Source organism: Deltaproteobacteria bacterium (assembly GCA_022340465.1).
Taxonomy (GTDB): Bacteria; Desulfobacterota; Desulfobacteria; order Desulfobacterales; family B30-G6; genus JAJDNW01.
This window is the reverse complement of the sequence record JAJDNW010000041.1, coordinates 18,137-31,765: the sequence shown is the minus strand read 5'-3', so window position 1 is coordinate 31,765 and position 13,629 is coordinate 18,137. Positions and strand designations below refer to the sequence as shown.

The 13,629-nt window shown below is 55.2% G+C and carries 14 protein-coding genes; 8 read left to right on the top strand and 6 right to left on the bottom strand.

What is annotated here, in order from left to right:
- Positions 1–148 precede the first annotated feature (148 nt).
- Entirely contained in the window at positions 149–1,312 is a 1,164-nt protein-coding gene (locus LJE94_07365) for a hypothetical protein (protein ID MCG6909929.1), read from the bottom strand.
- 15 nt (positions 1,313–1,327) lie between these two features.
- Positions 1,328–3,466, bottom strand: coding sequence for a DUF799 family lipoprotein (locus LJE94_07360; protein MCG6909928.1), 2,139 nt, complete (start codon positions 3,464–3,466; stop codon positions 1,328–1,330).
- A 609-nt stretch (positions 3,467–4,075) separates the two neighbouring features.
- On the opposite strand from LJE94_07360, the gene LJE94_07355 reads away from it, so the two are divergent.
- The 3 genes from LJE94_07355 (at position 4,076) to LJE94_07345 (ending at position 6,667) form a co-directional block, all read left to right on the top strand.
- Positions 4,076–4,510 carry an NUDIX hydrolase gene (locus LJE94_07355; protein ID MCG6909927.1) on the top strand — a complete coding sequence of 145 codons (435 nt, stop codon included), beginning with the start codon at positions 4,076–4,078 and terminating at the stop codon, positions 4,508–4,510.
- A 124-nt stretch (positions 4,511–4,634) separates the two neighbouring features.
- Positions 4,635–5,957: a hypothetical protein gene (locus tag LJE94_07350; protein MCG6909926.1), complete on the top strand. Its 1,323-nt coding sequence runs from the start codon at positions 4,635–4,637 to the stop codon at positions 5,955–5,957.
- A gap of 146 nt (positions 5,958–6,103) precedes the next feature.
- On the top strand, positions 6,104–6,667 hold the full coding sequence (locus tag LJE94_07345) for a DNA-3-methyladenine glycosylase I (GenBank protein MCG6909925.1): 564 nt from the start codon (positions 6,104–6,106) through the stop codon (positions 6,665–6,667).
- 463 nt (positions 6,668–7,130) lie between these two features.
- On the opposite strand, the gene LJE94_07340 is transcribed toward LJE94_07345, so the two are convergent.
- Together LJE94_07340 and LJE94_07335 are read right to left on the bottom strand one after the other, a co-directional pair.
- A complete protein-coding gene (locus tag LJE94_07340; protein MCG6909924.1) occupies positions 7,131–8,195 on the bottom strand; it encodes a proline racemase family protein in 1,065 nt (354 codons plus the stop codon).
- Positions 8,196–8,396: 201 nt separating this feature from the next.
- On the bottom strand, positions 8,397–9,653 hold the full coding sequence (locus LJE94_07335; protein MCG6909923.1) for an acyl-CoA/acyl-ACP dehydrogenase: 1,257 nt from the start codon (positions 9,651–9,653) through the stop codon (positions 8,397–8,399).
- A 204-nt stretch (positions 9,654–9,857) separates the two neighbouring features.
- On the opposite strand from LJE94_07335, the gene LJE94_07330 reads away from it, so the two are divergent.
- The 5 genes from LJE94_07330 to LJE94_07310 all read left to right on the top strand — a co-directional run bounded on the left by LJE94_07330 (position 9,858) and on the right by LJE94_07310 (position 11,640).
- Positions 9,858–10,091 (top strand): hypothetical protein, encoded by a 234-nt coding sequence (locus tag LJE94_07330; protein MCG6909922.1) that lies wholly within the window; start codon positions 9,858–9,860, stop codon positions 10,089–10,091.
- Between the two features lie 12 nt (positions 10,092–10,103).
- Positions 10,104–10,370, top strand: coding sequence for a DksA/TraR family C4-type zinc finger protein (locus LJE94_07325; GenBank protein MCG6909921.1), 267 nt, complete (start codon positions 10,104–10,106; stop codon positions 10,368–10,370).
- Positions 10,371–10,613: 243 nt separating this feature from the next.
- Positions 10,614–10,946: a DUF134 domain-containing protein gene (locus LJE94_07320; GenBank protein ID MCG6909920.1), complete on the top strand. Its 333-nt coding sequence runs from the start codon at positions 10,614–10,616 to the stop codon at positions 10,944–10,946.
- 51 nt (positions 10,947–10,997) lie between these two features.
- Complete coding sequence (locus LJE94_07315) at positions 10,998–11,291, top strand: hypothetical protein (protein MCG6909919.1); 294 nt, start codon at positions 10,998–11,000, stop codon at positions 11,289–11,291.
- 16 nt (positions 11,292–11,307) lie between these two features.
- Positions 11,308–11,640 carry a DUF5320 domain-containing protein gene (locus tag LJE94_07310; GenBank protein ID MCG6909918.1) on the top strand — a complete coding sequence of 111 codons (333 nt, stop codon included), beginning with the start codon at positions 11,308–11,310 and terminating at the stop codon, positions 11,638–11,640.
- A gap of 268 nt (positions 11,641–11,908) precedes the next feature.
- Here the strand turns inward: LJE94_07310 and LJE94_07305 are convergent, their stop codons facing one another.
- Together LJE94_07305 and LJE94_07300 are read right to left on the bottom strand one after the other, a co-directional pair.
- Entirely contained in the window at positions 11,909–12,793 is an 885-nt protein-coding gene (locus LJE94_07305; GenBank protein MCG6909917.1) for a universal stress protein, read from the bottom strand.
- Between the two features lie 27 nt (positions 12,794–12,820).
- The gene (locus LJE94_07300) at positions 12,821–13,627 is read right to left on the bottom strand and encodes a hypothetical protein (GenBank protein ID MCG6909916.1); all 807 of its coding nucleotides are present in this window, start codon (positions 13,625–13,627) and stop codon (positions 12,821–12,823) included.
- Positions 13,628–13,629 lie beyond the last annotated feature (2 nt).

Below are 13,629 nucleotides of genomic sequence, written 5' to 3'. Positions count from 1 at the left end.
ACCAACGCCTTTCAGCGCCTGCTGGACGTCGAGAAGGCCTGCTTCGATCTCTATTTCGAGCGTATTCGGAAACGTAAAAGCAGCGCAATGAGCATATAGCTTTTCGCCTTAATATTTATGTATTTGGTATTGGAATTTCCGGTTTGTCTTAGAAGACGATAACCACCCGGCACTCTCTCAGAAAATTGGAGGGGCTTTCTATGACAGCCTTGAGGATTTCGTAAGATTCGGGATCCAATGCAAGACTGCGGTCGCCCTCGGGGGTTCCTTCAGCGAAGATGACATAAGGGAGGGACCCGACGCGCTGGCTTTGCTGCGCCTGGACCTTATTGTTGAAATAACGCACATAGCCGCTTTTTAGCGCTTTTGCCATATCGACGTAGGCCCCGGGATACAGCTGCTCTCCCCGGCTGAAAATGTTGGGCTTCAGACAGGGTTTGAACCCGATCTGCCGGGCATCGATCACTAGACCGGTGTAGGGTGGTGCTTGGTGGGGTTGTTTGTCCGGTCGAACCTCGGGTTCTGGTTCTTTGCCGGTTTCCAGAGTGTCAAGCCGCCTCGACAGATCGGTCAGGAGAACCGAGAAAGCGGCCATCCTCTTTTCCTGGTCGTTCATCTGGTTTCTGATGGCGGAAAGTTCCGTGTCCGAGGCGTAGCCGGCATTGATAAAAAAGGGCTTGTGGACGGCATACGTCTGCCAGGCCGCGACCAGTTCCTGAAAAAGGATCATCAGCCTCTCTTTTTCAAGCGATGTTTTTTTTAGACCGGAGATTTCCTCTTCCAGCATTTGGATGCGTCGCTCGAGACGGTTCAGACGACCTTCCAGATCGTCAGAGGCGCCGTTCGCTTTCCGCTGATCCCCGGCCCTTTCGGTGAGGGTGAAAAGAATGCCACCCAGCCTGCCCGTTAGCGGCATGCTAACCCCCACTTCCACCGAGTCCCCGGACAGCTGTTTTGAATATTCCACCCTGCAGAATTTGATCACTCCCTGGATATTGGAGACAATCCTTTCGTCGGTCACGAGCTTTTCTTCGACAACCGTGCGTGAATCGATATGAACGCCTTTGATGACTTCCAACAGGTTTCGCTGAGCCACAATGATAGCCGCCCGTTCGGCAAGCGCCATTGCCTGGTCGCTGTTGCGCTTGTCTTTGGGTGCCAAGCCCATTCCCGTGGCGTAGACCGTCTGGTTGAGCCAGTCGATGTACCCGTAAGTGCCGATGTTCTCTTTTTGTAAGCTCGCCGCGTTAACGGGCAAGGTGAGCACAAGGATTGAAAAGACGACAAAATTCAGTATGCGGTATGGGTTCATTCCGGTCTCCATGTATCATTCTCCGCAGCGGTCCGGTGGCGAGTCGAGCCGGGGCATCCAGATAACCGGCCCCAACAGCTTTCCATCTCCAGGGTTCGGGTCCCCCCAGTAGTTGTTGGTGAGATCGAGCTCGACCGGTGCATAGTTCTGAACATCAAAAGGGCTGTTGTTCAGAAAAGTGGTGCTCTGGATGGCCGGTGCGATGCCTTCGCCCGCCACGACCATACCGCCCTGCCCCTGATTGTCGGCAATGATCGAGCAGGTGATGTTGGGTCTGGCATTGTCCTTGAGATACAGCCCTGCCTGTGAAGATGCCGTTATGGTCATGCGCGTGATCAACGGCCGGCTATTGGCGATGGTCAACCCGGTGGCAGCCTTTTCGATGCGGGTGTACCGGAGAAGCGCATGACCGGAATTGCCGAGCACAACGCCACCCCAGGAACCCGGGGGGCTGTCGGTGGCGACCGGTCCCAGGCGGACACCTTTTTTTTCACTGCCGTAACATGCGATGCTGCCGCCCTGGACGGAAAGCACGGTGCCCGGCATAAAGAGAATAGTCACACCCGGAGCGACATGAAGGGTCGCATCCGATGTTACCACCAGGGAGGATTGAACCGTGTAGGGACTCTTTGCCTCCGTCAGAAGAACGCTGGCGGTGAGGTCTCCGCCGAGCACCGGACCCGGTTGGGGCAGATCAAAAAGATCGGGTTCAGGCAGGGCGACAACCTCGGTGAAGGCGCTGAATGCCCCCCGGTTGCCGGCCCTGTCAACGGCCCTCACCTTCGCATAGGAGGAGACGAAATTTTCGAGCCCGTCCATGACCGCACGATTGTTTTCTGTGGTTTGCGCCAATGCGTATCCGCTGAAGGGAGATCGACTTGCCCAAACCTCATACCCAACGACGTCCTTCCCGGTACAGTGACGCCAGGTAAGCTCGACCCGCCGATCAAAGGAAAGAGGCGCCAACCCATCGACGGCCTCGGGTGGCCGGGCGTCGATGTCAATTATGTGAACGGGATCCAGGCTGGTGGCTCGGGATCCGGAATGATCGGCCAGGTAGGCCTTGGCCATCAGACCGTACATCTGTTCCCCCGGTTCGACCGTGTAGACCCCTTCATAGATCTCCCGTGCAGCAAGCTCCTTTTCAATGGCCCGGGTCAGCTCCTCCGTTAAATGGTGACCGCTTTGGCGGTATTGGTCCTCGATGGAAGCGATCACCTCGGCTCGAACGGCAACTGTCATCTGAGGGGTCAGTGGTTTGAGCGGAATGGCACTCTTGAACTCGCCGATATCCACGTAGGCACTGCCGTCTTTGTCGCCTATGAGCCGGAAGGAAACCGGTTGGCCGGCGGTAAACGGCTTTTGGGCATTGATGCACGCGAACAGATCAATTCGCGGGGGGGGTACCTGCAGTGCCTTAAACGATTCCGGCAACTCGATGGTCGAAGCAATTTCCCTGAACACCTCGTCGGTCTGGCTCAACATTTCCGAGTCCCTTAGATTCCAGACCGAAGCCACGGCCGCCATGAGCATCCCGAGGGGGTTGAGGGATACGCCGCCGGCGTGGGCCCGGCTGACATGTTTTGCCCGCCACAAAAGATTGCCCGTGTCAAGATCCCGCATTTTTACCTCGCACCCAACGGCCACCTGGGAATATACCCCCAGAAAAATTTGGTCGAAATGGGTGACTTCGCCGGAAACAACGGCATCCACGCCCAGAATAGCTTTCAACTTTTTAGGGTTCTCGGCAAGGAGGCGTTCGACGGATTCGGGATCTTTCAGGCCGGCGTTCGCGAGGCGTGTGTCCGTGTCGAATATTTCAAGGTCCTTGAAGGGCAGCGAACTGATGTGGTTGTACATTCCCGCCCGTACGATATCCTCGGGGTGAACGAAATTTGTCTTCAGGCTGTACGATTTGACTTCGAGTGCGGTGAAGGGCAGAACGGCGATGGATACCGGCTTGTGATGCTGAAAATAGGGCGTGTTTTCATATTCCCCGTCAAAGGCCTTGAAGGCTTCGGTGGTTGCCACGATTGTCGGGACGGGATTGTCGCCCTGATAATGTACACAGCCCGACAACAAAATCAGGCCGGTGAGCAGGTAAATCGACAGGCGTAACAGATGGTTTGGCCGGAAACAGCTCAAGCGCTTCATTATAACTGCTCCCTATTTTTTGAATGACATATTATCTGAAAATTAGGGCAAAGTGACCTTCAAGTCAACAAGATTCATCAGATACAGGGCTCAACTTGTAACCCTTCTTTACAAAGGTGATGACTGTTTGATCTTGTCAACATCATTGGCTTAGCTGAGTGTTTGTGCCAAAAGGATGAAGCCCGAGAGCGATAAGCACTTGAAACCTGCTGCCAACTATTTTATCCTGTGACCAAAGCGAATAAAATCATACCGGAAACCACGGTTTACCCCAACATTGCAAAAGCCTGAGGGCTTCAGAGCCAAGGCGTCTGAGGGTGACGTCGTAGTTCTTTACTTCGAAGCCTCAGCAATAAAGGCACCGCAGGCGCTGCTCGTAGAGCCTGAAATTCTCAGGCTTTCCCGGCTTGTCGGGCGTAGCTGAAAGCGAAGCCTGAAGGGTAAACAACATGGCAAAACAGATAATATCCTTGGAATGCACCGGTGGTTCTATCTAGAAATTTTCGATTTTCTTATGAATTTGGATGTTATTAAAAAACATTATCTATTCTCTGCCGCGTTGTTTATGCAACCTTGGGGTTTATCCACACCTTATCGATGAGGTCATCTATGGCAGACTCCGAATACCCGGACGCCCCCAGGGTGGCGGTGGGCGCAGTAGTCATTCACAACAACCGTATCCTGCTGGTAAAACGCGGAAAAGCACCTGCCAGGGAAGAGTGGGCCATTCCCGGCGGCAGCGTGGAGCTCGGCGAAACCCTTCAGAAAGCGGCGGAACGCGAAATTCAAGAAGAAACGGGCATCACCATCAAGGCCCTGGAAGTGATTTACAGCTTCGACGCCATCGTGAAGAAAGGTGACCGCATACGGTTTCACTATGTCATTCTCGACCTTGCCGCCGCCTACGTGGCGGGCGAACCCCAAGCCGGAAGCGACGCCCTGGATGCCGACTGGTTCGACCCGGCTCAGGTGCAGGATCTCGGTGTCAACACGCGATCGCGGCAGCTCCTTGCCCGAATCGGCTTTACCTCGCAGTTGCCTTGACTCTGGAGCCCTCAAGCTTTTGCAACGCTGAGGTTTATTGCATAACTTTACGTAATTATGCTATTCCCTGGTCTCAACTTAGGTATGCATGCGGTACACCCACCAACCAACAGAGGACAATGCCATGAATGCTGAAACCACTTCCTCCACAGGCAAGATAAAATATTACGGCAGGATTCTAAACGGCGACTTCAGTCCTGAGATAAAGACGCGCCTGAAGTCCGCTCTGCCGGTCTTCAACGCTTTCGACCGCATGAACATGCCTGTCATTCCCTACATTTCCGCCTGGCAGGGCAATGAAAAAAACATCTGGTACGAATTCGTGAGCCAGCAGTTCCTGGACCTGATGGAGTGCGAACATCCCCGTCAGGTGGCCGACATGCTTCGCAAAACCATTATCGACCGCCGTATTTACAAATACTGGGGGGTTGACGATTTTGTCGAAGAGGAGGTAACCAGCCGGATGCAAATCGACAGCACCCGGGAAGTGCTGCGCGCCGAAAGTGAGAAAACCGGTTTTATCGAAGCCGTTTACCAGTTGGACATCCAGCCGGAGCCCTCTATCTGGATCAAGGATCAGGCCACCATTGAAAGCTATCCCCGGGACCGGACTGCCCTGTCGTTCGGATGCCTGACGGTCGTCACCAAAGAGATGGCCACCGAAGAGGAACGCCAGAGACTTGCCGAGGAAAAGCAGGAATTGGAAAGACAGCTTCAAAAAAGTTACCGGCTCGACGCCCTCGGCAATCTGGCCAGCGGAATCGCCGAGGATCTCAACCAGAGGGTGGCCGGCATCCGCAACAGCATTAACGACCTGGCAACCGGCATCAACAAAGGGGGCTTCGATGACCTGTCACCGTTCCAGCACTACCAGAAATTAAAACGCATCGAGGGGCACCTCAAAGAAGTGAACGACCTGTCGCGGCAGTTGATGATGTTCTCGGGAAAAGGCCCCTACGATTTCATGGAAGTGGATCTGACCGAAACCATTCAGGTTACCCTGAACGAATTCGATTTCGGGCATAAACCCGTCAAAATCAGGGCCGAGTATTGCTCCGACCTATACACCGTCAAGGCCGACAGGGCCTTTTTCGGTCGAGCCCTGTACAACCTGTTCCACAATGCGGCCCGGGCCTTGCAAGAGGGGGGGGAGCTTTTCCTGAAAACAAAAAACACCGTGCTTGAACAGAAGGCAGCCAGGGCATGGAGCGTAACACCCGGAGACTACGCATCCATCGTCATCGACCTCCGCAACATGGTCTTGAGCGAAAAAGACAAACAGCGGATTTTCGAGCCTTTCTACGCCGGCGCGGGTTCCAGCCCATACGGATTGAGCCTGGCCACGGCCTACGGCATCATTAAAAAGCATGACGGCGTCGTGACGGTCGCCGACAGCCCGCCCGGCGGCACCAGCTTCAGCATCTATCTGCCCAGGGCTGGCAGCTGAAGGTCAAAGCTTTGCCGTGCGGGTAGGTGCGAAAAAATATGCTTGGTGTCCTTTCTGTCTTTGTGGTTCAATCGCACTTGCTCCACGCTTCCAACCTCTTGCGATCCCCGTAGGGGAGAATTAATAAAAAGGAGAAGGCAGCAACGATGAGCAACAGATGTGCGTGGGCCGGCGACGACGCCCTGATGATCACCTATCACGACAGCGAGTGGGGATGCCCCCTGCACGACGACCGGCGGCTTTTCGAGTTTCTCGTCCTGGAAGGAGCCCAGGCAGGGCTTAACTGGATGACGATCCTGAAAAAGAGGGAGAATTTCCGTCGGGCGATGGACGGATTCGATCCCGTCCGCGTGGCCGCTTACGGTGATGACGACATTCAACGACTGCTTCAGGACAGGGGCATCATCCGCAACAGGCTGAAGATCGGGGCGGCGGTCGCCAATGCAAAGGCATTCCTGGCTGTGCAGGCCGAATTCGGCAGTTTCGACGCTTACATCTGGCAGTTCGTCGACAACCAGCCCATATGCAACCACTGGAAAAAAACGGCCGAAATCCCAACCAGGACACCGATTTCAGATCGCATGAGCAGGGATTTGAAAAAACGCGGTTTTACATTTGTAGGGCCGACCATCTGCTACGCCTTCATGCAGGCCACGGGCATGGTCAACGACCACACCGTCGACTGCTTTCGGCACGCACAATTGAGATAAAATCGCGTTCCACGACTTTATGAAACGCGACAACGTCGCTCCTATGTGAAAAACCGAAAACGCCTGTTCCCGATTCGGTTTTCATAACAAGTCCTAAACGGAGCGTTTCAAATTTTAGGAATTGGTTATTTTACTTTATTTCAAAGGATTTCATCGATTTGACTTCCTAAAATTTTAAACCCGTTGGGATTGCCGATCTTACCGCATCTACCGCGTCAGATTCCTTACCGCATAGACCACTATAGCGGAAAAGCATCTTCCTTGTATATGCAGCAACCTCGGCAATCGCTCAGATTAGGCAAGTGTAAGAAGTCACCAAAGACAGTCGCTAAATGGTCATCTTGGCGCCCTCTTACCCGGTGGAATCCTCTTAAATAGGCCCGCTTCCGGCGGCAATCCACTGGACGGGATGAATCTCGATCGCAGCGGGCGGCTGAAAAGACCCTGCCTGAGCACCTAACGCTCAACGCCCCCCTTGACCCCTGGAATCCTTGAACCTTTTACGCGCCGGCCAGGTATCGGCCACCCGGTAGCCGCCCGGCCAGGGGTCGTCCGGGTCCAGCATGTGCTGATGCGTCCCCGTGACCCACGCCCGACCGGTAATACTCGGAACGACCGCTTCCAGCCGGCCCACACGGGTGATTGATTCCAGGCGGCAGTGAAACCGGGAACCAATGATGGACTCACCGATATACGCGTCCCCCCTGGAAAGAGTCCCCCTCCTTTTCAACACCGCCATGCGGGCCGAACAACCCGTTCCCGTCGGCGACCGATCCAGCTTGCCGGGTTGGATGGCGACGGCGTTGCGGCCGACATACACCCCGTTCTCCTTGAACAGCGGCGCCGTGATCTGACAGAATGAAATGTGACTCCACCCGGGGTTCTCCGGATGATGGAAGCCCAGCTGCTCGTTGGCCGCATTGGTCAACCTGATCCCGGTTTCCACGAGTTCCCGGGCTTCGTCCGGCGACACGGAAAGCCCCAAATCCGCCGCCGCCACGATGACAAAGCTGTCTCCCCCGTAGGCGGTGTCCACCACCAAGGTCCCCAGGCCTTCGACCTCCAGCCTCGCGTCCAGCCTGTCCACAAAGGACGGCACGTTGTGGATGGTCACCCGCTCCACTTTGCCGTCCCGGCATCGGGCCACGGCACGGATCAGTCCGCCGGGCGCCTCCAGGGTCAGGTGTGTTTCGGGCTCCTGCATGGGCAGTATGCCGGATTCAAGCAAAACGGTCGCCACACAGATGCTGTTGGAACCCGACATGGGCGGGGTGTCTTCCGGTTCCATGATAATCCAGCCCATCTGGGCGGCAGGGTTCTTTGGCGGCACCAGCAGGTTCACATGCCGGAAGATCCCGCCCCGCGGTTCGTTGAGCATGAAGTTGCGCAGGGTCCGGTCCCGGGCGATCCAACGGGACTGCTCCCACAGGGTCTCCCCCGGTGGCGGGGCAACGCCCCCCACGATGACATCCCCCACCTCCCCTTCGGCGTGGCAACTGACGGTATGAATGATTTTCCCCGTTCGCATGGCCCGCCTCCCCGCATCGAATGCCGTGGCGTTTTGCGCAACATCCAGGTCAACCCCCTTGGACGAAAGCAGAAAGCTTGTCGGGTTCAAGGGAAAAAATGCATATGGCTCATAGCCAATAGCGTACCATGAGCTATGGCCTGACAGCTATGAGCTGATCTCTGTCATTCCGCCCGTGAGGTCCACGTTTGGTTGAACCGGTTAAAATGACTTGCAGTCATAAAACCAGCGGGCGATATCCAGCTTCGCCAGACCACGCCCCCCCATCCAGAGGCTGATTATTTTGCTGTCCCGCCAGTGTTTCTCGATGTGACCTTCCCGGGCATACCCCTGGCTACCCATCAAATCGATCGCCCTGTTGATCAGTATCGTCATCTGGTCCGTTACGAAAAGCTTGGTTGCTCTGGTTTTGGCTAGAAATTCGACGCCCGTCGGATCGATGCCGTAACGTTCCGGGACCGTCATCATTCTTGCCTTCATATAGGTGTCGGATCTGCAGACCTCGATCGTCATGGCGATGTCGGCGAGTACCGATGCCGTCATGCTGTGCTCCTTTAACGGCTTACCGCCTACTTCGCGCGTGTCGCACCACGCCCTTACCAGTTCGTAGCAATTGCGCATGATACCGAGGGCGTGTGCTGCGGAGCCGATATTCCCGGCATTCATAAACATTCTGGCGGCGACGGCATCATCCCCCGGTTTTGGGTTGGCCCGGTTTTCTTTGGGCACCCTGACATTGTCAAACCAGATGTCACTGTTCTTGTCACCGGACATTCCCGCCTTCTGGTATGGCTCTCCCTGTTTGACGCCGGGCGCATCGGCAGGCACGTAAATGATTGCAAAAGCGTCGTCATCCTCCACGCCGGGGTTGGTCGTACAGAATACGGCGAACATATCGGCAAGGCCGCCGGAGTTCGTGGGCCACTGCTTATGGCCGTTGATCACCCACTCATCCCCATCGAGCTCGGCCGTTGTGGCGATATACTTTCCATGCGTTCCGTCGATATTTTCGACATCCGATCCGCTTCTCGCATCGGTGATGGCCGCACAGCCGACGAACAGCTTGTCGCTTTGGCAGGCAAGAGGGGCGAACTTTTCGATCAGGACCGGATTCGGTTTGGGCGCCAACATGGGCATGAATGTCCAGTTGATGCAGCCGGCAGCTGTTGATATGCCGGAATCGCCCCTGCTCATTTCTTCGTTCAACAGGCAAGAGGTAATCAAATCAAATTCCAACCCACCGTATTCTTTGGGCCACGGTGCACATTGCAAACCGAAATCCAACATGATTTTTTCCAAAATCTTGTTGTAAATTTTGTGATCTTTCCAATCCTCGTCAAGCTCGTGCCGAATGGGCATTATTTCCTTCTCCACGATCTCCCGGCAGCTTTCAACGATTCGTTTTGTCTCGTCACTGATCCATTCCAACGGTAGTGTAAATTTGTCTTCAAATTTCATCGTCAATTTCCTTTTCAATATGTTTCTACAGACAGCGATTTATTCGTCGAACCGGCGCGAGTATGCCAAAATGTCGATGACGCGTCAATACGTTATCGATCCGCCCCAAAATCGGATTTCACGTAAACGGCGAGGAAGGTGCTTGACAGGAGCGCATGATCGTCCTAAGCAACCGGTAGAACAAACCGACAGCAGGATGAGACCATGGCTTTAAACGAAGAAGAAATGCACATCTTGGACATCATCGCACGGTATAATTTCCTGATCGACTGCCGTGAAAAAGGCTTGATAACCGAAGAAAAACGCCAGGAGATCGCCTTCACCTTCGGCCCCAAGGCCATGGAGCTGATCAATTATTACCGGGACAAGCTGGAGGATCATCACCTGGACGGTCCCGAGTATCTGGACAGTCTGAAACGAAAACTCAACAGATTCTAGAGGATTTTTACCATGGCTGTAGGCTGGGCCCGTGACGGAGGCGTTCAGGAACAGATTGACGCCAGTGTCGAAGATGCGGTGAAACTGGCGCGGCAAAGGCTTCCCGAAGGCACAGGGCTGACCCACTGCGAGGAATGCGAGGAGCCGATCCCGGAAGGCAGGCGCAAAGCGCTTCCGGGCGTGCGCTTGTGCGTGAAATGCCAATCAGCTTTGGAAAAAAGCCAAGTCATATCAAATGGATATAATCGCCGTGGCAGTAAGGACAGTCAGCTGAAATAGCCGCAGCCAACGCTTAAAGATATGCAATTCCGGATACCTTTCGCCGGTTATAGGAAAATGACGTCGGCGTCGTAGACCGTCCGATCGAACGGCACCACCCACATCGATCGACACACCCGGCCGATGAAGAGTCCCCGCCCAGGCCGGAATAATAATTTTGGTCAAAAGACCTTAATTTCTCTTGACAACATCTATTATTGACTTTATATTTTGATCAAATGATCATTACTAGGAGATTCAACCGTGCCGAGACCTAAAAAACTCAGGTTTGTTTCCAGCTACCCGACTATCGCTGCCTTTGTCCCCCAGGGGATGCCGATCTCCGGCGAGGTAATGTTGTCCGTTGAAGAGCTCGAGGCAATCAGATTAAGCGATTTCGAGTGTTTGGATCAGGAATCGGCAGCCAACCTCATGCAGGTGTCCCGGCAGACCTATGGCAGAATTCTGGCCACGGCCCGCCATATCGTTGGCGAGGCATTGGTCACCGGCAAAGCCCTCAGGGTCACCGGTGGGAATTATGCCATGCGGGGCGGCGGCAGACGCCGACGACGACGGCGGGGCAGGATGGATGGGTAATCATTCATTCAAAATGACATAGAAAGGAGGTGAAATCGATGCCTCAAAAAGATGGAACCGGCCCGGACGGAAAGGGCCGTCAATCCGGACGCGGACAAGGTCCGTGTGGACAAAATCGTCCGCTGCAAGGACAAGGTGAAAGACGTGGCGGGCGTGGCCAGGGCAAGGGCCGCGGCGGAGGTCGCGGACAAGGCCAGGGCCAAGGTCGTGGCGGCGGCGGGCGCGGGCAAAATCGTTAATGTGGCCCGGACCGAGTCGCTTTTACCTGCCGCCAGCGAACCCCAACCGTTGCAACGCTGGGGTAAAAACGCAATATGGCAACACGTGCCATTATTCAACCCTTAGAAAAGGAGGTACAATCATGCCAGGATTTGACAGAAGCGGACCCATGGGAGCCGGCCCTATGACCGGTGGCCGCCGGGGACCGTGCGGCGGCCAATACAGCCGGCCCGTTAACATCGGCTATGGCTACGGCGGAGGCAGAGGCATGGGATTCAGGCACGGCTATGGACGGGGGCGCGGTTTCGGATACCGCGGATACCCGGCACCACCCGCCTTCGGCCCCGGCGCCAGCTACCAGGTGAGCAGTGCCGATGAAATGGCAATGCTTCAGGCCGAGGCTGATGCCATGAAAGCCTCGCTGGAATCCATTCAAAACCGGATCGCGGAGCTTGAAAAGGGCGTATCCGAATAGCGGCTAAAGGGGTACCGGCCTGACGGCAACCCAAACGAAGGGAACCAGTTGTTATTGGCCCGTCCTACCGGTACCCCCCATTGATCACTCACCCCTATCGTGGCGAATGCCGACATCTTTTACGTGTAAAAATCAGCACCCTGCACGACAACACCATCCGTAATCCCGACCCGACACCGCACGGGGGGTGCCTGCCTGATGGAAGTCAGCGGCCACCCACTTGTTTTCGACACAAATATCTGGAGGGCAGCACCGGCGTAATAACGGCCTAGCGCAGAATCAGCACGGAATAATCCGAGTTGTCCAGCAGACGATCCATGCTTCGGGGGGTGATAAACCGGTGCAGGCGCGATTGCCTGCCCATCCACAGGGCCACCAGGTTTTCCCTGCTTGCCTGAGCCGCGAAGGCCTCGAGGGACGTGCGTGGGACTGACCGGACCAGGGTTCTGATGCCATTTTGCGCATAATACTTTAAAATCTGACCCATTTTGTCGTCTATTTCACCCGGCAGCGTTTCAACCGTGGATACACCGACAATTTCAAGGTCGGCCTGGTAGAGCGTGACCATCTGGTTAATGATTTCCAGAGAATGCTGACTGACCCGGTCATGGTCCAGACAGGCGACGATGCGTTGAGGAAGCTTGGTTTTTGCGATCACGAGCACGGATGTGCCCGCTTCATGAATTACTTTCCTGCAGATCCGGCCGATATCGTTCCCGTCGCCGTCCAGGGAACTTCCGATGACAATCAGGTCGCAGGGAAACTGCCTGGCCTCTGCCAGGATCGACCTGGCGGCGTTTCCGGGTCGAATGCGCGTGACAAGTTGCTTGCGAGCGCTGCGCAAAACGTTTAAATCCTCCCACAGGTTGCTTTCAACTTCCACCAGTTCATGATCAACAACGGTTTCCATGTAAGGAGATTCTTCCGCTTTAAAGCGGGACAGAAAACGTCCCCGAAGACCGCGCAGCGATTGAACCAAAGGGTGGGATTCATCGCTCCGGAAGGAGGCGGAAAACGGCGGTATCTCCGGGGACGTTCCTGTTTCAACGCCGAGGAGGGTGACGTCGGCCCAGGTGTTGCCTGCCAGTCGAGCCACCTCATTGACGACGAAAGCGTCTTGAGAAGTTGTTCCCAATGCAGCCAGTATTTTCATGTTCACCTCATACCCTGCAATCTCGAGTTATTGCCGAAACAAAAGAATGGGAGAAAAGGTATCGCCCAAAAGCTGCACCAAGCTGCTGTCTGGCCCCATCCTTTGCGGCAGGCAGGTTACAATCAGGCTGTAATCCTGAATTCGCCGAACCAAGCCCTGCGGAGATCCTTGCAGTGCGAGCCGATTTTCAGGTTTCCATCCATGGGGGCTGAGAACCGCTTCCACCTCGGGAAAAAGGTCTTCCGCCCCGTCAATCGGATCGACGGATATCCCTGCGCCAGAAAACCGGTAGTAAAGCAGATCAAAGCGGAACCGGGTGCCATCGAACAGGTTGGTCAACCGGTGCAGCAGGTTGCCGATATTTATTTCCTCGTCGAAAACCACCAAAACCTTTTGCAGCTGGATGAGGTTGCGTGCGATAATTACAGGGCACGGCAGGTTGCGGTAGAGTTCGGAACCGACCCTCTGCTCGAACTCCGATTTTTCAAAACCGGCCAGGCTGCCCTCCACGAACAGGTCATAGGTACCGCCCATCAGGTTGGACAGTATGGCATTGTCCCGTTTGCCGAAAAGAACCTGCGCTCTGGCCAGGTTGGCGCAATGGGAGCGTTCGGCCTCGATGAGACGATCGATGGCGTCGCGTTCCGTGTCCAATAGACTGTTCTCCCACGTGCGGCGAACCCAGCCTACACCGGGGGCCTCTGTTTCGGGCTCGGGTTCCTTGACGAATATCGGCTGGATCTCCATATCGATGACCTGAGACAGCCCACAAGCGTAATTCATCGCGATGACAGAGGCTATATTCGGATATACGGATACCAACGTTCTGATCATAA